The following is a 20,590-nucleotide window of genomic DNA, read 5'->3' as shown; positions in this document are numbered from 1 at the left end:
GTCAATCATATGACATTTCCGCAATTTGTTTTCGCATATAGTAATAATATTACAAATGTTTTTCTTACACGGGTACCTTATGCCGCATTTCAAATGCCCTGTGGAATTCATTGAATTCACCAGCAATGACCCTGAGATGGCAGGCAAATCCGTCTCAGCTCTCTCAACGCCTTCTATCTACTCTGCGCTGACCGAAGACTCTTATTTTCAGATGGCGATACGGCTGGCGCGCGTGGACGCAATAAGTGTGTGGGAGTCATCTTCAACGACTGGATTTACAATGGCGTTGGAAGCCACACAGCATCCTAGAGTGGAGCTTCACTTTGTGGAGAAAGGGCGTGTTCGCTCAAAGACTGAGAATTCGGTTATTGATGCGAGCGCAGGCGAAGCTTTTCTTCTGCGCGATGTCAAGCAACACAACATGGTCAGCGAGCCAGGCACATCTCAAATCTGTGTTGCGATTCCCTCTGCCCGCCGCATACGTCTGATTGCACGTGAATTCGGTGATCCGCTTGGAGACATCTCCGTCATGCATTCCACCGTGGGTGGCAGCCAATCGAGTTTGCGGTGCTTGAAGGACGCGGCCAAACTCCTAATTTCGGTGAGCAGCAGTGGACCATCATCTGGCGGATCGTCGCTTGGTGCCAAGTTGTTACGCGACGCCTTTTTAGCTATTTTTGTTGAAAGTTGGCCTCGTGCGGGCGGCTACAGAATCAGCCAAACGGCAAGGCCTTATTATGTTAAGCGCGCCATCGAATGGATGCATGCAAATGCCACGCAGAAATTCAGCCTGGAGGATCTCGCCGCTGCGTCAGGCGTAAGTATTCGGACGCTGCAACTCGGTTTTCGTAATTTTTCAGGCCAGAGCCCGATGGGCTACTTGCTCAATCTTCGGTTGGAGTGTGCATATAACGATCTTTTGACCGAGCCGACTGCCACGACGATCGAGGAAATTGCGAGGCGCTGGGGCTTTAGCAACCCTGGCAATTTCGCGGCCCAGATAAGAAAGTTGTACGGAAAAAACCCGCTCACAATTCGTAAATCTTCGCGAGAACGTTCGCCTAGGCTCAAGTTAGAGCATTAAGAACGATATCATATCCCGAGCTCATTGTAGCCTTACAACAAGTTATCTTTGGCAATGACTGCTAATTTGGCATTCGTGATGCGGGTCAAGAACAGCTAGTTCCGCGCGGCCAGCCGCTAGCACGGTTCAATAAAGTTCAAACAACGAAAAAAAGAGCGGAGGATTGTTTGATCGAACTGCCCTTCTTGCTTGGACATGAATTTGGCAGCATCACGCGGTATCCAAGCTTTTTTGTATGGTCTCCTTGATGTGAGGGCATCATAAACGTCGCAAATTGACGCGATACGAACCGGCAAACTAATCTGGCCTGCTGACAAACCTTTCGGATAACCCTTGCCGTCAAGTCGCTCGTGATGATTCATACAAATGTCCAGAACGACATCCGGCATGTCGTCTTGGCGTGACAAAAGATCGTAGCCGTGGGCGGGATGCTGGCGAACCTGTGCCATCTCCACGTCGGTAAGCCGACTGGTCTTATTCAGGATCTTCATCGGTAATTTTAATTTCCCGACATCGTGCAACAGCCCACCTAATCCTAAAACATGGACGGCTTTTTCGTCAGCCTTGAGCGAACGGCCCAAATGCATCATCAGCGCGGTCACGGCGACAGAATGAAAGAATGTGTGTTCGTCCCTCGTTTTAAGCCGGCTTAGCTCGACCAAAGCTTGCGCGCTGTCACCCATGCACGCCGCTATTTCCTCAACAACACACATGGCTTTCCCGACAGGCACACTGTTCCCCATTCTCGCGTCTTCAAAGATTGACTTCATGAGAGGCTTGGACCGTTCGATTGTGCGTAGAGCTCGCGTTAGGTGGACAGTGCGCGCAGTGCGATATACGCTTCTATTTTTCAAAGGCGGGACGGTTACGACGCCGACACCCAACACTACGTTGATTACAATGTCGGTGGCGCCACAGGCTCGAAGAGCTTCCACATCTTTGGGACAGTCAAGAAGAAATCGGCTTCGCCAAAAGCGTTGACCTTTCCAGTCGCCGTCAATTCGTTCAATAAACATTCCCAATCGGACTTGCTCAGGTTTTATATGCTTGAGCATAATAGAATTACTTCCAATGCGTTGATGGCTCTGAATTATTAAAAAGCCGATGAAATATGTAAAAATGCATGCAAATGAGCTGTAACTCTTGATTGGCACTTGCGAGGATTACGGGGAAGCCAAGTAACGACCTCCCCGTGTTGAGCGTCTCATCTACGCAGCGATCATACGAACGGTCTCGGAGACTTCGAACATTCGCTCCAGATTGAGGAAGCAGATCATTCCATCGGGGTGGGCGATGATTCCATCGGCGTAGCGCATCCGTTGAGACGCGCTGATTTCCGGAACGGGTTGAAGCAGGTTTACGGAGATCGTCAGGATATCAGAGACCCTGTCGACCACCAGGCCCGTTGCCATACCATGCACTTCAGCGACGACGATGGCGCTCCGCTCGTTTGGGTCGGTGCTTCTCATGCCGAGCTTTTTCGCAAGGTCGATGATGGGGATCACCGTACCGCGCAGGTTCATCACCCCGATGACGTCTGCCGGTGCGTGCGGGATCGACGTGGCTGGACCCCACCCACGAATCTCTCGGATCGTTGTCGTGCGCACGCAAAATTCCTGATCGTGCAGCCGGAAAGCGATGATCTCAAGCATCTCGTCCGTAACGTTTGCCGAGTGTCGGGGACCACTCATCAAAAGTCCTCCCAGGTTTCTTTGACAACTGCGTTGCCGGAGAAAGCTCTGGCAACCTTGCCACCCAGCTTTCGGACATGGGATGGGACGGGACGATGTGCGGCGCTGGCAGACATCACAGCAGCTGTTTTCCGCAGGGTGTGTCCTAACTGGAACTGCGAAATCAGCTCGCGCAGCCTGCCGCTCTCATTGGCAAGCGTGGCACCCGCCGCACTGGTTTCCTCGACCATGGCCGCATTCTGCTGGGTCACCTGGTCCATCTGGTTGACGGCAGTATTGACCTCTGCCAGACCGACGGACTGTTCCCTCGCCGATGTGGCGATCGAGTCCATGTGCTGGTTGACCGTCACGATGTAGCCTTCGATTGTCTTTAAGGCGTCGCCGGTCTCCCTAACGAGCTTGACACCACTTTGGACTTCGACCGAGGAGTTGCGAATGAGATCCTTGATCTCCTTGGCCGCCTGTGCTGAGCGTTGGGCAAGTTCGCGCACTTCTTGGGCGACGACGGCAAAGCCCTTTCCCGCATCGCCGGCACGCGCCGCCTCGACGCCCGCATTTAGCGCCAGGAGGTTTGTCTGGAAAGCGATCTCGTCGATGACGCCGATGATGTTGGTGACCTGGTTTGAAGACGCCTCGATCTTCTGCATGGCGTCGACTGCGTTCGCCACCACCCGGCCCGACTGAGCTGCACTTTCATTGGCCTGCACCGCGACCTTGCGTGCTTCTTCTGCACGTTTGGAGGAGTTGGCAACATTGACTGTGATCTGGTCAAGGGCAGCAGCGGTTTCTTCCAACGAAGCCGCCTGCTGCTCCGTCCGCTTGGACAGATCGTCCGCGCTGGCGCTGACCTCGCGACTGCCATTGTCTATCGCGCCAGTAGCATCCGAAACTGCCCGGAGCGTCTCGGACAACTGTGCAACGGCAGCATTGAAGTCGGCGCGTAGCGTTTCGAAGTCAGGTGCGAAGGGATCGACCAGCTGGAACGCCAAGTCACCACTTGCCAAATGCTTCAGGCCTTCGCCGAGTCCGGCTGTTGCCTGCGTCATCTCCTCGGCCCGCACACGATCGGCCTCGGCTTTACGCTGGCGTTCTTGTTCCGAAAGGCTACGGTTGGCGACGGCTTCCTGCTCAAGACGCATATTGGCGACCGCATTCGCACGAAACACCTCAACTGCGGCAGCCATATCACCAATCTCGTCGGCGCGGCCGTCGTACGGAATAGCCGAGGCGCTATCACCCTCAGCGAGCTTTTTCATCGCGGCGGTGATCGTCTGGATCGGCCGGGCAATGCCCGTGAGAGCAAACCAAATGGATACGGTGATGACGGAAAGACAAAGCGCAACAATTAAATAAGTGAGCAACATGGTTGAAGCGTAGGTCTCGCCGCTGGCTTTTTGAGAGGCAGCAGCACCTTCAGTGTTAAGTACGACTATTTCCTTCAGCAATTTGTCGATGTCGTTTGCCAACGGTAGCATTTGCAACTGCTGAATTCTTGTCGCCTCTTCATTTTTTTGGTCGCCCGACATTTGGACCACCGTTTTTCCAAGGGAGTTTAAATCAGAAAATAGGGATTTAATCTTCGCGATTCGTTGGCGGCCGTTTTCATCGATGATGAGAACTTCATACTTCTCCGCTATCCTCAAGAACTCTGAACTAGAATCCGAAATACTTTTCTCAGCTGATCTGATTGCGTCGACATCCAACGCCATAATGTGATTGAGGTAGCCGCGCCTGATGTTCGACAGCTCAACACTCATGTCTTTTGACAAGCTGACCTTTGGCAGCCAACGAGAAGTAATCTCGTTGGTGCTGTCGTTTAACGCGCCCAAGCTAAGAATGGCGATAGCAGCAAATCCAATAACCGATACCGCGATAAGCGCGAGTGCGGAGATTAGCGCAGTTCTAATTTGTGGTCGTTTCATCTAGGTCTCCCGGCAGATAATACTGCCTGCAATGGACGCGAGGACCATAAGCAAATTCATTCTGCCGAAGGTGGTAATGGACACGGTTTCATGCCGCGGGGTGTGCTTTTAAAACACCGCTCTTGAGCAAATCGACTAAGGTAGATACGTGTCTCAAAGCCGATTAATTTTGACGCGTTGTTTGCGTGAGACTGAAGCAATACGCTGGTTTACAAAAATATAATGGGCTTCCAAACGACTAAATTGTCTTGCGCTGTCTGTATGGAACTGCGTTATCCGTATGTTCATAACCATGTCCCGGGCAGCACATCGCAAGTTCACGAAAAGGATGGCTAAAAGAGTTAGTTTCTCCAAGCAGTCTACAACCGGCTCGTCCCACCCAGCAGGCGTAACCAAGAACCGAACCTTTTCACCTACGTGATGTTATGGCTTTTCGCATTGTATGATCGCAGACACTTAAAGCGAGCGCCAATATCTGCGGCCTAGTTTATTAGAATACGGCATCACTATTCACGGGGCCTTCGCCTGATGACGAGGGGGTTTTCTCCGTACGTCGCACATATATCGGCTGCAAATTTTCCTGGGTTGGAGAACCCCCATCGTCTGGCGATCTCATCGACAGTGGTCGGCGGAGGCTCTATGACCAAATCCCTGTAAGCCTTCTCCAATCTAACCTTCAGTAGAAAAGCCATAGGGCTGAGACCACAAAAATTTTGAAATCCAAGTCGAACTGTCCTGCCGCTAACTCCCGATATCATCGCAAGTTGTTCTAGCGTGGTTTTCTCCGCTGCATGAGACTGCATCAATTCTATAGCCCTCTTAATGTAGAATGGTCTTGCAGAATATTTAGCTGGATGGCCAGTTGACCTTGGCCAACTTTCAACGAAGAATGTTAGAAAGTCCTTACATAACAATACGGCCGCGTTACATGACTTCTCTTGAAATGGAGCAGTGCGTCCCAAAGACAAGACCAAGTCGGCAGTTTTCTTCAAGGACTGAATATTTACGCTGTGACAACTCGCGACGGGCCGCATCCCCGACAGGTCACTGAAGGGATTCCCGAACTCGGATGCCATCACATTAGAATAGCGCGCGGCAGGAATTGCTATGCAGATTAACGTCGTATCAGCTTGGCATACAAGTTCATACTTACTAAAGTCGTTAAGTAGAGGCGCATCACTAGCATCGGTATCTATCGAGAGATTGTTTGTGACCGTTGAACAACGACCTGTTTCCACGAAGTGTAACTCGAACAAGCAATTTCTATCCACATGTTTACTCAATAAAAAATCTGTCGAAGATATTGAGTGTCACACATAGATGTCGCCGATCTGCACAATTTGGATGGAATGGTGGAATTCACCATCGGCATTAAGGGTAGAAAATCGCGCCGGTGACAGAACACTAGAGACAACCGTACTCGCAACATCAGTATCGTTGTTATGAAACTGCCAAAATCTTGTTACCTGCGCGAGATCAATCATTCCGCCGTGGCCATTCCTGGTCGGGGGATGTGGTGGGCAGCGTTATTTTGGTCTGAGAATGTCAGCAATTTTCGCCTGCCTGCGCTTGGCCACAATAGGCTGTGGCTCCATGATTGCGATGGACGTGCCATGCCAGCAAATCTTGTTCTATCGTCGGCTCGATACCGACGATCGCGAGCAGATCGAATCCTGGTCCCTGGCGTGCCTGCTCGATGGGAAGTTTAACGGATGCCTTCAAGTCGAACAGATAATCGGCGGGGTTCTGACGAGCGATGGTGCGGTCGAGCTGGTCGAGAAGATCGCCTTGGCTTCCGCTTGGATACACGACAATGCCCGTGCCGAATTCCACACCGTCCTTGCAGCAAACAATCAGCGCGGCACCGAATCCGTTCCGTAATCGACGCCTAAAGCTAGCATTCTAATTCCTCCATTGCCTGATCGCACCCCTATTGGATCCGAACCTGCGTGCGAGCGCGTTTTCACGGGCAATCGTCATCCCCGTCGCGCCCATGCATGGGGCATCCGATGGGTCCGGTGACAACTGTTTCCACGTATGTGGTCCGATTCATCCAAGGGATAGGCGGTTTGCAGTTATGTTTGCACCGCGCGCGCCTCCCCTCTCTGGCCAAAACGTGGAAGTTTCCCGGGGTATGATGAGACGGCGTTCGTCATTCAATTACGCTCGAGACGACCTCCCGAATTCGGAGCCCCGAAGCGTCAAATATGTGCGTGTTTTGTGGGGACCAGGAGAGATAGACACGATCGGTTGGCTTTATGATGGTGGAAGGCCGATACTCGACCGTCACCGCCTGGCCGTCCGCCAGTTGGCAGTAGAGATATTGAGTGCCACCCAGAAACTCGAGAAAATCCACAATAGCTGGAATTTGGCCTCCACCGGACACCTTGGTCTGGACTGCGATATGTTCAGGTCGAATTCCCATCAAAATCTCACCGCCCCTGTCGCCGTCTTCAAATATTGGATGCGGCGCAGCGAAAGGAGTGTCCGCCAACACGACCGTTTGGCGACCCGCATGCCTGGCCTTCAAAAGGTTCATGCGCGGCGAGCCGATGAAGCCTGCAACGAAGCTGTTGGCCGGATTTTCGTAAAGTTCACGAGGGCTCCCAACCTGTTCGATGCGACCGTCACGAAGGACGACGATCATGTCTGCGAGCGTCATAGCTTCTGTCTGATCGTGAGTAACGTAGATCATCGTATTGCCAAGTTCTCGGTGGAGACGGGCGATTTCGATGCGCATTGAGACCCGCAATTCCGCATCAAGATTTGAAAGCGGCTCATCGAACAGGAAGACGTCAGGCTTTCGCACAATAGCCCGACCAATCGCCACACGTTGCCGCTGACCGCCGGAAAGCTGGCCCGGTCGACGGTCGAGTAAGTGATCCGTCTTCAGGATTGCGGACGCAGCACTGACTCGACGGTCGATCTCATCCTGAGGAGTTTTCGCCATTTTCAAGCCAAAGCCGAGGTTGTCCCGCACGCTCATATGAGGATAGAGCGCGTATGATTGGAACACCATAGCAATGCCGCGCTCCGATGGATCAAGGTCGGTGACGTCACGGCCCTTGATTTCGATCAGGCCGTCGCTCACCTCTTCGAGCCCCGCGATCATGCGTAGAAGCGTCGATTTTCCGCAGCCAGAGGGGCCAACAAAGACAGTAAAGGCCCCTTCGGGAATCGCAAGGTCGATACCGTGGATGATGTCGAGGCTACCGAACGATTTGCGGATGTCGGAGAGTTGCACGCCACCGTTTTTTGCTGCGGCACTGTTGTCCGTCACCCCTATGGTATGTGTGCTCGCGCTCATGCGGAGCCTCCTCGGCCATCCCGCATCCAGACGAGCATCTCGCCGGGCTCCCGATTGTCCCAGAGATGGTAGGGAACAAAGCGCGCTTTGACTTTCGTGGTTTCTGGCGGTGCCTCGCGATAGAGCGTGTGTCCCCAGTCAGCTTCGTCCCGGTCGGCTGCTATGTCCAGCGCTACGGCATGGTTCAGAACGGGGATCGTGCTCTCCATCGCGTCACCGAGTTGTCCGGTTATCGCCAACCGGTTAAGGCCGGAGCCATTGTCGGTTTCCTCAGTGCAGTAGATAAGCGGTCCGCGTGCCAGCGCAACCAGACCGGCGTCCTGGCGGATCAACGGATTTGCGCTGAGTAACCGCGCGGCAAGCGGCAGGTTGAGCGTGATCTCGTCCTTGTGGGACCATTCGCGCTCGATCCGCGCATAGCCGTCGACCATGACCTGATTGAGATCGACGCTCGAGCCATTTATCGACAGCTTCGCCCCGTCGCACCATGATGGGATCCGAAGCGAAACCGTGAACCGCGTCGGGCTAGCGATCCCAACCTCGAAACGGATGGCGCCATTCCAAGGGTAGCGCGTCTCCTGCGCCAAAATCACCTCTTCTTCCGATATCTTGAACCGGGCCTTGCCTTCACCATAAAGATGAACCGCAACCTCGTCGTCAGACACCGCATACATGTAGGAGCCGATGGAGGCGAGAAGCCGAGCGATGTTTGGCGGGCAGCATGGGCAAGGATGCCAGGTCCAGCGATGGTGCTTGCCTGCGCTTTCCAGGGGATTATCGTAGAAGAAGCGCGTTCCATCGAGCGAGAGACCCACCATTGCGCCGTTGTAGAGCGCCTGCTCCATAATATCGGCATAACGGCGATCAGGGCCACGACCGAGCATGCGCGCAGCCCAGAAGACGAGGCCGACCGATGCGCAGGTCTCGTTATAGGCACTCTCGTTTGGCATGTCGTAATAGTCGGTGAAGCCCTCGTTCGCTGCCGATGGACCGATCCCGCCTGTGACGTACATCTGTTTGGTGACAAGGTCGCTCCACAGCGTTTCCAGCGCACCTGTGAGACTGTCGTCGCTATATTCTGTCGCGATGTCGGCCATGCCGGAATAGAGGTACATTGCCCGCACGGCGTGACCGACGACCTTGGTCTGCTCCCGCACCGGCTGATGGGACTGGTTGTATTCGAAGCTGTGGAAGACGAACTTCTTTGCCTCGCGACCGTCGCGTTTCGCTTCCTCGATGAAGAAGTGAGGTTCCCGGCCCCGTTCGTCGATAAAATATTTGGAAAGATCGAGATATTTCTGCTCGCCGGTTACGCGTGCAAGACGCACGAGAGCGAGTTCGATTTCCTCATGGCCGTCATAGCCGGGAAGCTGACCTTCGCCATGACCGAAAACTTTGATCATGTAATCCGCGAAGCGTGCCATAACGTCAAGAAGTTTGCGCTTTCCGGTTGCCTGATAATAAGCGACGGCACCCTCTATCAGGTGGCCTGCGCAGTAAAGTTCGTGAAAATCCCTAAGGTTCGTCCACCGGCGACCGGGCTGCACGCGCTGGAACCATGCGTTCACATAGCCGTCTTCGTCCTGCAGCGTCTCGTAGAGATCGGCGATCTCGTCGACGCGTGCTTCAAGCTCCGGGTTAGGCGATCGGAAGAGCGAATAGGCGACCGTCTCGATCGACTTGCCGAAATCGCTGTCCCAGAACATCTGGGTCGAACCGTCCCAGGGCTGTATCGGCAGCACGACGCCGGGACTTGGTTGTTTGACGTCGATGGCACCGAGCATGCCGGCCTCGACGCAGCGGTCGAGTAGCGTCTTTGCCGTCGTTGCGCAAATGGCATCCTGCCGCTCTCCAAAAAGGCCGCCGAGCGTGACACTCGGGACCGGCAGCGGTCGGAACTTGCGATCCTTGCGGATCTGCTTCTGATTCGGGCTTCGGGTTTGAATGTTGTTATCCATGGCTTTCACTTTCGAAATGAGTAGACATCACTTGACGGCGCCGGCCATTAGGCCGCGCATGTAGTAGCGTTGGAGAAGAAGGAAGACGATCAGGCATGGGATGGTCATGACGGCGACGCCGGCTTGCACCGCACCCCAGTTGACAGCGCCGAGACGGCCGGCGCGCACGGCCATCATCAGGACAGGAAGCGTATATTTCTCGTTGCTCGACAGCAGGATCAACGCGGCCAGAAACTCATTCCACGCGTTTAAAAACGCAAAGATTGCAACGGTTGCGGCGCCTGGAAGGACCAGAGGCAACAGCACCCGCACGAGAAGCTTCAGATCGCGCGCGCCGTCGATCCGGGCAGCTTCTTCGATCTGCTTCGGTACCGCGTCGAAGGCATTGCGCATCATAAAGACGGAAAACGGTAATTGCAGCGTCACGTAGATCAGCGTTAGCCCGAACAGCGAGTTGTTGAGGCCAAGCTTTGCCAGAATAATGAACAGCGGCGTCAGGATTGACTGGAACGGGATCATCAACGTGGCGATAATCAAGACGAACAGCACGTTTTTCAGCGGAAATCGATAGCGCGAAAAACCGTAGCCCGCCAGCAGGCTGACAATGACGGTCAAGAACACTGTCGCAAGCGAAACCAGCAGCGAGTTAAGCATATGCTGCCAGATCCCGGCCCCGAAACTATCCAGCGATCCATAGGCGTCAAGACTGAACCCGTCTGTTGGCCATGGTGGCAACGGCGGAAGACCAGCCTCCGCTCCATGGCGGAAGGAGGAAAGAAATGCGATAACGAAGGGTGCCAGGAAAAACAAGGAAATGGCAATGCCGGTGGCGTGATAGGCGCCGTTCGACCAAGCGGCTTTACGGGCACGGCGTTGCTTTGCGGGTGTCGCTTTGATGTTTGTCACGATTTTTCCTCCCGGACGCGCAGGAGCCAAAGCTGAACGATGCTGATGGCGACGAGAATGGCGAGCAGAACGATCGAAAGCGCTGCGCCGTAGCCGAGGTTGAACGACACGAAGGACTGGTTGAAGATGTAATAGACCACCGAGATCATCCGGTTCTGCGGCCCGCCTGACGTCATGATGTAGAACTGGTCGAAGGCCAGGATCGAACCGGTGACTGAAATGATCAGAGCCAGCGCGATCGTCTTGCGCATTAGGGGAAGCGTCAGGTGTCGGAAGCGCTGCCAGCGCCCCGCGCCATCAATCCGGGCGGCCTCCGTCAATTCAGTGGGAATGGCCTGCAGGCCGGTTAGGAGAATGATCATAGTGAAGCCGGCAATTTTCCAGACGACCATGATGACAATGGTGAGAAAGGCGCTGTCGAACGTGGCGAGCAGGTTTGGGCTCTTGTCCACCCAGCCCAGCATCCTTAGAGCCGGTCCAATGAAGCCGCTGTCGACATTCGCAAGCCAGACCCATAGCAGCGAGGCCGTCGCAAGGCCGACGACGACCGGCAGGAAAATGACGGTGCGGTAAGCGCTCACGAAGCGCCGCTGCTTCTCGACGAAAATCGCCAGGGGAAAGGCAACGGCGAAGATCGCGATCGTAACGACGATAGTATAGTAGGCGGTAAACTGGAGTGCGGTCAGAAAACGTGCGTCGTTGAGCATGCGGGCGTAATTTTTCAACCCAATCCAGCGGGTTCCGCCCATTAAAGGCCAGTTGTGCAGACTCATCCACCCCGTGAAGATGACCGGAATGACGAAGAATGCTATGACGAGCGCCATGGCGGGCGCAATATAAACCAGTCCGTGCCAACTCGTCTTACGGGAGCGGCGTCGTCTGGGCGCTAGATTGTTTGGACCGGATATTGTCATCCAGATTCTCCGCTGACGGGTGATGAGTGGTGGCCGGAAGGAGGGCTTTGCCTTCCGGCCACAGAGCGGTACAGTCGGGAGGATTACTGGCCGCTATCGATGATGGACTGCATCTCGCTCTGCGCCGATGCAAACGCGCCGTCCACATCGCCACCAAAGATCGCTGCACTGACGAAGGTCGCCCAAGGACCGTTGGCGCTGTTGATCAGATCGTTGAACTGCAAGGTATAGGGCGTCTTCGCGACTGCAATTGCGGCGAGGCCGACCTGCAGACGTGGATCGAGGCCCTGGAGAACGCTATCTGCGATATCACCCCGCGTCGGCAGGCTTCCATACTTCGCCATGATCTTCTGGCCATCCTCGGAGTAGATATATTCGAGGAATTCCTTGACTGCGGCAATGTTCGGCGTGTCCTTGGTGACGACGAAGTTATCTCCGCCGGCAAAGGATGACGTTCCACCGGTGGCACCGGGGATCAGCGTTACTCCGAAATTGATCTCGGGATGCTCCGTCACCAGCGATCCGATAGCAAAGGCTCCGAGACTTTGCTGTCCGATCTTGCCGTTGGTAAACGAGAGGAAGTTCGTGCCGGTGTCCGTGGCAGCGCCGGCAGACACCAGATCCTTTTTCACCATATTGCGGTAGATATCGACGGCTTTGCGCATTTCCGGCGTATCAAGCGTCGCCGTTTTACCGTCGGCAGTCACGATGTCGGCCCCGGAACCCCAGACGAGTGGGGTGAAGGTGAAAATCATACAGCCGCCGCAACCACCGCCAGAAAAATAGAAGCCGTAGGTGTCGTCACCGAGGGCTCTGATCTTCTCGGCATTCGCGGTGATCTCGTCCCAGTTTGTCGGCGCCTTTTCCGGGTCGAGACCGGCTTTCTTGTAGAGATCCTTGTTCCAGGCGAAGACCGATGTCTCGACAGAGAGCGGCAAGCCGTAGATGCGGTCCTCGTAGGTACCCAGCTTGACGTGCGATGGCGACAGTGAATTGAAGTAGGGCAGAGACTTTGCCCAATCGGTGAGGTCCTCGAGTTGTCCCGCAGCAGCGAAGGCGGGATTGTAGATCAAGTCCATCGACAGCGCATCGGGCGCCTGGCCGCCAGCAACTGCAGTTGCGTATTTCTGCACCAGTTCCGAGAACGGCACTTCAGTCATCGCGACCTGATGCTTGTGGCTTGAATTATAGGATTCGACGGTTTTCTTGAAAGCCTCGCCGACGCCTGTTCGGACCCACATGTTGATGGTTTCGGCCAAAACAAGGCTAGGACTCAGCCAAAGCGCGAGCAGGCTCGTAGCAGCAAGAAGTTTTTTCATAATGATTTCTCCTCCAATTTGGCGCTCCTCGCACCGTTTTTTTAGTCCTCAAGGCTCCCTGCCCCGCACGATTGCCGCACGACCAACCGGCATGGCAAAGTTCTGACGCCCAGCTCCACCGGCTGACCTTCAGCCAGCGCCAGGATTGTCCGACCTGCCTGACGGCCCAGTTCTTTCAGTTCCATATCCACGGATGTTAATGGCGGCCGCGTCTGGCTCGCGACAATCTCCCAGTTATCGAAGCCGACCACCGCCACGTCTTCTGGGACGCGTACGCCACGCTCGCGCAGAGCATCCATGACGCCGCGCGCGATCTGGTCGTTGCCGCAAAAGACCGCATCCGGCATTTCGCCATCTAACGCCCAAATCCGGTCGACTGCGTCCCGACCCCAGGATTCGGACCACTCCCCGAACAGAACAACGGCATTCTCTCCGGCGACGGCGCGAAAGGCACTGCAGCGCTCACGTACCGAGAAGAAATCCTCCGGGCCAGTGATATGCGCAATCTTGCAGCGCCCCTGCTCCATCAGCCATTCAACCGCCAGCGTCGCACCTTGGGAATCGTCTGAACGGAAAGAGACACTGCCCGGTCCGCCCTCGGTAAAAGCGTACACAACCGGTACCGGAACATTAGAAAGGTCGATCGGCAGACTGCGATCGACGCGCTTGCCAGTCGCTATGATTCCATCGACCTGTTTGTCGAGCATCGCATCTACGTGGATCTGCCCAAGCATCGGATTGTCCTCGATGGCACACAGAAAAACCGATACCCCGCGATCAACGAGAGCTTCTGAAACTCCCGCCATGACCGGCAATGTGAAGCGTCCATATGTATCGTTCGTCAGAAGACCAATTGTGAAGCTTCGCTTGGAAAGCAGACCTTGCGCTAAAGCGTTTGGCCGAAATCCGATTTCTCGCGCCACCTTTTTCACGCGCTGGCGCGTCTCTTCACCCATTCGACCTGTGTTGTTCAGTGCCTTTGATGCGGTCGAAATACTCACACCCGCCATTGCCGCCAAGTCGCGGATCGTATGCCGGCCGCCTTTATTGCCCATTCGTTTAAATCTCCACGTCGTGATTGAGAAAACCTTTTATCAAATTTATTGTCAAGTGAGAAAACGTTTTCTCATTGCTTTTCTGAACGTACGACTGACACGAGGCCTGACGATATCCCTCGAGAACTGCTTAAACGGAAGAGTGACTTCAAATATTGCCGCGCGCTTGCGGGCATGAGGGATTGAGTGACGCGACCCCATTGTCGTATTCGACAGCGATGCTGGCACGACCGCGGAAGGCGAGGGTCGACATCGTCTCAGTCGGGGGGGATTAACAGCACGATCCGATCTCAGATTGGAGCTGGTGGAGCGTTTTCTTGGCGCTTTGATGATGGCCCTGATCGCGACCATGCTGCTTGCTGATCCATCGGAAAACGCGAGCAGCGCTACTACGGCGGGTTTGCCCCGCAACTGACAGTCAAATGAAGGCGAAATGCTGGCTTGGACCTTTGCCGACCAGGCCGCGCTGGAAGGATGGACTAGCCGGCGCCGCTTTCAAAAAGCCACAGGCATGACCGCGACCGACTATGTTCAACGCTTTCTGGTCGCAAAGGCGCAAGAACTGTTGAATTCAACTATCATCGAGAAGAACGCACGCCTTGGAGGTTGTTACTCCGATGCGAGCGCGTTTCGCGAGGTTTTCTTCGAATCATTGGCTTGACGCCAAGAGATCGCCAGCAACTTGGAGCGTAGGTGCGCCACTCGCGGATGAAGAGCGGCCACACAAAAACTTCAGTAGCTACAGGACTGTCAATGGATGGCCTTTGCACATGGCAATTATCGCTTCTTCGCCGATCGAACACTGACACGACACATCGAATTACTCTTCAACTTCGCGAGCAAGTTCTCCGCGCTGTTATTCGACAAGCCGGATAGTGCTGTTGTTGAGTACCCTATCAGGAAGCGCATCACCCCAGTCTTTCATGGCATAAAGAATATCGTGCAACGAAAGTCCAAGGTCGGTCAGTTCGTAGACGACACGGGGAGGCGTTTCTGCATATGCCATGCGCGTCACCAGACCATGCTCTTCAAAACGCCTTAGGCGGTGTGTCAGCGTGTTTGCACTGATACCACGCAGCATGCCGCGCAGCTCGGTAAAGCGCCGCGGCCCGCCTAGCAACTCACGGACGATCAATGTTGCCCAGGGACCGTCAAGAAGCACTAGAAATCGCTCGACCCCGCAGCATGGCAGTTTTTTCGCTGTCATGAATTTTCTTCCAATAGTGCATTTGACATAACTGATGCAGATAATGCACCAATGGCCTCCTACCTGCAACTGCAATGGAGCAAGCAATGTCATTCATCATTCATGGCGCGACTGGAGCACAAGGCGGTCCACTCTTTGACCTTCTTCGATCTAAAGGGCAACCCGTGCTTGCTGCGGTCCGAGATCGGTCCAAGTACGGCGGGAAACCTAGCATCGCGATCGACAACAGCTCACTGGACTCATTGGTGGCGGCCTACACTGGATCGGATGGGATCTTTTTCCATCTCCCGCAGGCGCCGGAAGCTCTACGCCTCGAGTATGCGCGCAATTTCCTGGAAGCGATCACCGAAGCCAAGCCCAAGCGCGTAATCGTTTCGACCAGTGGCGCCGTCATCGACCAGCCTGGATCGTCGGCTCAGGTGCCTGATGACAGTGCTATGGGAATACTTGTGCGGGGTATAACCGCAAGCCAGATATCCCACGCCATCGTGGCCCCTAGGCTCTACCTGGAAAATCTCCTCCTGCCCATGGTATTGGGTGGTGTAAAACAGAAAGGTGTTCTCGCTTATCCGATAACTGCTGCTCTTAAGGTATCCTGGAGTTCCCACCTTGACATCGCAGACGTTGCCGAGAAATTGCTCACGGATCATGCGGTCACCGGTATTGTCGGCGTTGGACACCTCCCCGGCTTGCGTGGCGCTGAACTGGCTCACGGATTCGCGGCCCGGTTCAATCGGCCCGTTCAATTCGAGGCACAGTCACCGGAGGACTTCCGCAAATTGCTGGAACCCATGTTGGGTCCGGCCGCCACCAATGTCGCCGCCTTCTACTTCGCGCTCGCTACAGTCGATGAAAATGTGATCGCGGAAGAAACAAGTGCGCAGCGACTTGTCGGCGTCGTTCCGCGTAGTGTCGACAAGTGGTTGGCTGACGTATCCGCCTGACCTCCGAAATAATGGCGAAGGTCGCCTCGACTCGGCATGAGGCGACCGAAGACTAGCTAGGAAGACAGATGAATGGCGCTGTTAGGCGATTTACTACAACTGTGGCAACACGCGTGCCGGTCGCTTCGTATTGCTTTGCAGCTTCGACCACGAAATACTCAACAACGGTTGTGAAACTCGAGCGATAAACTCATTCCGCCAATTGGGTGCACGGATGGAAATGTGGCAAGCATCGTATAAATAACGAGATTCTATGACCTCAACCCTTTTACACCGGATTCCGCTTCACCTCCTCTTTCTTGGTCCAACCGGGACGTGTTTGAAATCCAGACATCTGATACACGTGATCACCCGAGCGAATTTTTTATGGCAGTAAGCAGCCCCCTTGGCTCAATTATGTCAGCGTGACCGTTTATGACATTCCCCTATCACCGTATCCCAGCGAGGACCTTTGATTTTAGCAGTCCGGATCAGGTTCGACGGACAGTGGCAGCTTAAGCAACATTTCCAGAAACCTCTCGATCGCCACGGAGTCGCAAGAATAGTATACTGTCTGGGCTTCGCGTCTTGTCTTTACAAGACCGCTAGTTCGCATCAGGGCAAGATGCTGTGATGTGGCAGACGGACTTAGGTCAGTCATGTTTGCAAGCTCTCCGACTTGAATTTCGGTGCTCAAGAGCAGCCGGAGCATTGTTAACCGCTTGCTATTTGCAAGTACAAAAAGAAACCTCGCGGCCTCGTCGTAATTGGATATTTTACAGCTTTGCACAATGAATTGTCTCGCGGTTATTCATCTTTGAATTGGGATCGTCACAAGCGCCATAACTAAAGCTTAGGCGACTTCATTGACGTTACTGGGCGCGGAACGGCTGACGAACTGAGGATGTGTTCTCTTCCCCCTGTCATTAGCCCCGGTTGACCTTTTCGCCAACGCGTTATTATGGCTTTTCGCTTTGCTGCTCAGTACCCCCTGACGAAAAGCGATAGATCTTATCGAGTGAAACAACGGCATATATTTTATCTAGGTCGACACCCTGCCACATCTCAAAGAGTGCCTTTCGAATTGCGCGTTGGCGCATCGCTTTTCGTGTAGCGCATTTTTGGATTATGTCATTGAGCTCCATGCTCTTTGATCTCCTCGGATTTTGGTGATAGCGAACTCAACGACATCATGTCCTTTTTCACAATTCCAACGGCCGCCAGCATCATGCCTTGTAGCCGCGTCAACGGTGCGCTCGTGACATCCGAGCAACAATATCAATATCACTCAAAGCTGGAGTGGAACTTAATAATAAACTGAAAACGCTGTAATATATTTGAATATATTTCTTATTTTGTTGCGTTATTTTTACATTTTTTCGCTTTTTGTATTTTTCATCCGCATATGTAATACGTTCCAGTCAACGGCGCTGATTGGAAAATATTAAGCCGCATTGATTTCAAACAGAAAGATCATGTTGTTGGTTTCCACGCGGAACTGAGCCGGTTTTTCCACCGAGAAGTGAGCCACCTCTGAGTATGGTTTTCTGATCAGGGTTTGGTCAAGGGATTGGCCTTTTCTCCTCTCTTCTGTGCTGCTGCCGCCGAGCTGGCCTGAATCGGAAGCTGTCGTTACCGTTTCCAGGATGTGGCAACGGTGTGTGAGACGGTCCAGCAGAGCCGTGGTCATCTTGGCATCGCCGAAGACCGTGGCCCATTCGCTGGAGCTGAGGTTGGTGGTTATGATGACGCTGGTGCGCTCGTAGAGCTTGCTCAGCAGGTGGAACAGCAGTGCTCCGCCTGAGGCGCTGAACGGAAGGTATCCGAGTTCATCGAGGATGAGCAGATCGAGACGAACCAGCGTCTCCGCGATCTGGCCTGCCTTGCCTTTAGCCTTCTCCTGCTCGAGCGCATTGACCAGTTCGATGGTCGAGAAGAAGCGGACCTTTCGGCGGTGATGCTCGATCGCCTGGACGCCGAGGGCGGTCGCAATATGCGTTTTTCCTGTGCCCGGTCCGCCGACAAGCACGATATTCTGCGCTCCGTCGATGAACTCGCATCGGTGCAACTGGCGCACCGTCGCTTCATTGATCTCGCTGGCGACGAAGTCGTACCCGGAGATGTCCTTGTAGGCCGGGAAGCGGGCAGCCTTCATGTGATAGGCGATGGAGCGGACCTCACGCTCAGCCATCTCGGCTTTCAGCAACTGGGACAGGATCGGCACGGCAGCGTCGAAGGCGGGAGCACCTTGCTCGATCAGGTCCGTGACTGCTTGAGACATGCCATACATCTTCAGGCTACGCAGCATGATGACGACGGCGGCGCTGGCGGGATCATGACGCATGGCGACCTCCCACGATCCGGGCGCGCAAGCCATCGTAGCGTTCTACATTGGCCTTGGGTTCACGCAGCAAGGTCAGTGCCTGTGGCGTATCGACGTCGGGACCGTCGTTCGTCTTGCCGTCGATCAGACGGTGCAGAAGATTCAGCACATGCGTTTTGGTTGCCACGCCTTGATCCAAAGCCAGTTCTACAGCCCTGACGACAACCTGTTCGTCGTGATGAAGGACGAGGGCAAGGATATCGGCCATCTCACGATCACCACCGGGACGGCGAAACATCTGGTCCTGCAGTTGTCGAAAGGCAAACGGCAATTCCAGGAAGGGAGCACCATTGCGCAGGGCACCGGGCTTGCGCTGGATGACCGTCAGATAATGTCGCCAATCATAGATTGTCCGGGGTAGCCTGTGGCTGCGCTCGATGACCCGTGCGTGTTCACATAGAATGTTTCCCTCGGCCGCAACGACCAGGCGCTCGGGATATATCCGCAGGCTGACGGGCCGGTTTGCAAATGATGCAGGCACGCTGTAGCGGTTCCGCTCGAAGGTAATCAAGCATGTTGGTGAGACGCGTTTGCCCTGCTCGACGAAGCCGTCAAATGCAGTCGGTAATGCCATCAATGCTGCTCGCTCATCGGCCCAAACATCTGCGATAGAACCGGGCAAGGTGGCATGCGCCGTGTCCCGCCACAGCTCCTGGCAATGTTGCTCCAGCCAGTCATTCAAAGCCATCAGATTTGGAAAGTCTGGCATCTGTTGCCACAAGCGTGGTCGGGCATCCTGGACGTTCTTCTCGACCTGACCCTTTTCCCAACCGGCCGCTGGATTGCAGAACTCAGGCGCAAACACGTAGTGGTTCGTCATCGCAAGGAACCGGATGTTGACCTGTCGCTCCTTGCCGCGGCCAACGCGATCGACCGCCGTCTTCATGTTATCGTAGATGCCGCGAGCAGGCACGCCGCCGAACACACGGAAGCCATGCCAGTGGGCGTCGAAGAGCATCTCGTGCGTTTGCAGCAGGTATGCCCTGACCAGAAAAGCCCGACTGTGCGATAGCTTGATATGTGCGACCTGCAACTTCGTGCGCTCGCCGCCGATCACGGCATAGTCCTCACTCCAATCGAACTGGAATGCTTCGCCCGGGCGGAAAGACAGCGGGACGAAGTTGCCGGTCAGCCCGCCAATCACGGGCGAAGGCGGCAACCCGACCATAGGAGCCGGTAAAGCCGAGAACCACCAGATCGGCATGAAGCTGCTTTAGAGTTCGACGCTGTTTGCGTGACCTCCCGGCCTCGGTCTTCAGCCAAGCCGCCAGCTTATCGGCAAAAGGATCAAGCTTGCTCGGTCGTTCCGGTATCGTGAATGTTGGCTCGATCGTACCGGCGTTCAGATATTTCGCGATCGTATTGCGCGACAGCCCGGTGCGCCGGCTGATCTCCCGGGTCGACTGCTTCTCACGCAGCGCCATCCGACGGATGATGTTTAAAAGTCCCATGTGGATCACTCCGTTGCCCCCGTCGCTCATCGCGTTGGGGGGAAGGTTCACATGGCTCAATTCTCAATGGAAATTATGCGCCTAACCGGCTCAGTTCCGCGTGCAAACCAACACCAAAACCTTCAAAAAGCGACCTGTCGCTCGTTCTTCAACGCGGCGAATGGAAACCTTATGGCCAAAATACGGATGCCAACGGTAATAGACCTCGACTTCGTCGCCGACATGGGCAGAATGAACGGGGAGTTGCCACCGGTAGGAAATCGTGGCTGTTCAGCGATTCCGTCGACGGAGCCAAGGCCAGCGCCGTGATCTACAGTCTCATGCTGACTTGCCGCGCTTGTGGCGTCGACCCGCTCGCCTGGCTGCGTCACGTGCTGCATGAGTTGCCACAGCGCGCTCCCGACGTCGGAATTGACGACCTCCTGCCGTTCAACTTCGCCAGCAAAACACCGCAAGCATAACAAACAAAT

The 20,590-nt window shown here is 54.7% G+C and carries 16 protein-coding genes and 4 pseudogenes; 5 read left to right on the top strand and 15 right to left on the bottom strand.

The window, feature by feature from the left end:
• Window positions 1-79 precede the first annotated feature (79 nt).
• On the top strand, window positions 80-1,084 hold the full coding sequence (locus ACZ5A6_RS24655) for a helix-turn-helix domain-containing protein (RefSeq protein WP_162714285.1): 1,005 nt from the start codon (window positions 80-82) through the stop codon (window positions 1,082-1,084).
• Window positions 1,085-1,200: 116 nt separating this feature from the next.
• Here ACZ5A6_RS24655 and ACZ5A6_RS24650 read toward each other — a convergent pair whose 3' ends face one another.
• From ACZ5A6_RS24650 to ACZ5A6_RS24630, 5 genes and pseudogenes are all read right to left on the bottom strand, one after another.
• Window positions 1,201-1,767 carry an HD-GYP domain-containing protein gene (locus tag ACZ5A6_RS24650; protein WP_313595622.1) on the bottom strand — a complete coding sequence of 189 codons (567 nt, stop codon included), beginning with the start codon at window positions 1,765-1,767 and terminating at the stop codon, window positions 1,201-1,203.
• 45 nt (window positions 1,768-1,812) lie between these two features.
• A pseudogene (locus ACZ5A6_RS24645) lies at window positions 1,813-2,139 on the bottom strand (DUF3391 domain-containing protein); the annotation flags it as partial.
• A 153-nt stretch (window positions 2,140-2,292) separates the two neighbouring features.
• On the bottom strand, window positions 2,293-2,775 hold the full coding sequence (locus ACZ5A6_RS24640; RefSeq protein WP_112403265.1) for a chemotaxis protein CheW: 483 nt from the start codon (window positions 2,773-2,775) through the stop codon (window positions 2,293-2,295).
• Entirely contained in the window at window positions 2,775-4,697 is a 1,923-nt protein-coding gene (locus ACZ5A6_RS24635) for a methyl-accepting chemotaxis protein (RefSeq protein WP_112403263.1), read from the bottom strand. Before ACZ5A6_RS24635 ends, ACZ5A6_RS24640 begins: the two co-directional genes overlap by 1 nt.
• Before the next feature lie 506 nt (window positions 4,698-5,203).
• Window positions 5,204-5,455 (bottom strand): helix-turn-helix domain-containing protein, encoded by a 252-nt coding sequence (locus ACZ5A6_RS24630; RefSeq protein WP_464111599.1) that lies wholly within the window; start codon window positions 5,453-5,455, stop codon window positions 5,204-5,206.
• Between the two features lie 835 nt (window positions 5,456-6,290).
• Here ACZ5A6_RS24630 and ACZ5A6_RS24625 point away from each other — a divergent pair.
• Entirely contained in the window at window positions 6,291-6,578 is a 288-nt protein-coding gene (locus ACZ5A6_RS24625) for a hypothetical protein (protein WP_162714282.1), read from the top strand.
• Between the two features lie 271 nt (window positions 6,579-6,849).
• Here the strand turns inward: ACZ5A6_RS24625 and ACZ5A6_RS24620 are convergent, their stop codons facing one another.
• From ACZ5A6_RS24620 to ACZ5A6_RS24595, 6 genes are all read right to left on the bottom strand, one after another.
• Entirely contained in the window at window positions 6,850-8,004 is a 1,155-nt protein-coding gene (locus ACZ5A6_RS24620; protein ID WP_112403257.1) for an ABC transporter ATP-binding protein, read from the bottom strand.
• Entirely contained in the window at window positions 8,001-9,962 is a 1,962-nt protein-coding gene (locus tag ACZ5A6_RS24615; protein ID WP_464111575.1) for a glycoside hydrolase family 127 protein, read from the bottom strand. The genes ACZ5A6_RS24620 and ACZ5A6_RS24615 overlap by 4 nt, the downstream gene beginning before the upstream one ends.
• A 27-nt stretch (window positions 9,963-9,989) precedes the next feature.
• Window positions 9,990-10,859, bottom strand: a complete 870-nt coding sequence (locus ACZ5A6_RS24610) for a carbohydrate ABC transporter permease (protein ID WP_112403298.1) — start codon at window positions 10,857-10,859, stop codon at window positions 9,990-9,992.
• Between the two features lie 5 nt (window positions 10,860-10,864).
• The gene (locus ACZ5A6_RS24605; RefSeq protein ID WP_112403253.1) at window positions 10,865-11,782 is read right to left on the bottom strand and encodes a carbohydrate ABC transporter permease; all 918 of its coding nucleotides are present in this window, start codon (window positions 11,780-11,782) and stop codon (window positions 10,865-10,867) included.
• An 83-nt stretch (window positions 11,783-11,865) separates the two neighbouring features.
• Window positions 11,866-13,104: an ABC transporter substrate-binding protein gene (locus ACZ5A6_RS24600; protein WP_112403251.1), complete on the bottom strand. Its 1,239-nt coding sequence runs from the start codon at window positions 13,102-13,104 to the stop codon at window positions 11,866-11,868.
• A gap of 38 nt (window positions 13,105-13,142) precedes the next feature.
• Entirely contained in the window at window positions 13,143-14,156 is a 1,014-nt protein-coding gene (locus ACZ5A6_RS24595; protein WP_112403249.1) for a LacI family DNA-binding transcriptional regulator, read from the bottom strand.
• 433 nt (window positions 14,157-14,589) lie between these two features.
• Between ACZ5A6_RS24595 and ACZ5A6_RS24590 the strand changes: the two genes are divergently transcribed.
• On the top strand, window positions 14,590-14,817 hold the full coding sequence (locus ACZ5A6_RS24590) for a hypothetical protein (RefSeq protein ID WP_112403247.1): 228 nt from the start codon (window positions 14,590-14,592) through the stop codon (window positions 14,815-14,817).
• 195 nt (window positions 14,818-15,012) lie between these two features.
• On the opposite strand, the gene ACZ5A6_RS24585 is transcribed toward ACZ5A6_RS24590, so the two are convergent.
• Window positions 15,013-15,363 carry a winged helix-turn-helix transcriptional regulator gene (locus ACZ5A6_RS24585; protein ID WP_112403245.1) on the bottom strand — a complete coding sequence of 117 codons (351 nt, stop codon included), beginning with the start codon at window positions 15,361-15,363 and terminating at the stop codon, window positions 15,013-15,015.
• Window positions 15,364-15,449: 86 nt separating this feature from the next.
• On the opposite strand from ACZ5A6_RS24585, the gene ACZ5A6_RS24580 reads away from it, so the two are divergent.
• Complete coding sequence (locus tag ACZ5A6_RS24580) at window positions 15,450-16,307, top strand: NmrA family NAD(P)-binding protein (RefSeq protein WP_112403296.1); 858 nt, start codon at window positions 15,450-15,452, stop codon at window positions 16,305-16,307.
• 457 nt (window positions 16,308-16,764) lie between these two features.
• Here ACZ5A6_RS24580 and ACZ5A6_RS24575 read toward each other — a convergent pair whose 3' ends face one another.
• The 3 genes and pseudogenes from ACZ5A6_RS24575 to istA all read right to left on the bottom strand — a co-directional run bounded on the left by ACZ5A6_RS24575 (window position 16,765) and on the right by istA (window position 20,120).
• Window positions 16,765-17,076 carry an ArsR/SmtB family transcription factor gene (locus ACZ5A6_RS24575; RefSeq protein ID WP_464111574.1) on the bottom strand — a complete coding sequence of 104 codons (312 nt, stop codon included), beginning with the start codon at window positions 17,074-17,076 and terminating at the stop codon, window positions 16,765-16,767.
• Between the two features lie 772 nt (window positions 17,077-17,848).
• Window positions 17,849-18,630 (bottom strand): annotated as a pseudogene (istB, locus tag ACZ5A6_RS24570) (IS21-like element helper ATPase IstB).
• Window positions 18,620-20,120: pseudogene (gene istA, locus ACZ5A6_RS24565) on the bottom strand (IS21 family transposase). Before istA ends, istB begins: the two co-directional pseudogenes overlap by 11 nt.
• Window positions 20,121-20,356: 236 nt before the next feature.
• Between istA and ACZ5A6_RS24560 the strand changes: the two are divergent.
• Window positions 20,357-20,581, top strand: a pseudogene (locus ACZ5A6_RS24560) (transposase domain-containing protein); the annotation flags it as partial.
• Window positions 20,582-20,590: the final 9 nt, after the last annotated feature.

The organism is Agrobacterium sp. 6Ca8, from assembly GCF_055382765.1.
Note: the sequence above shows the minus strand (reverse complement) of the source record. Positions and strands in the feature narration are given on the sequence as shown.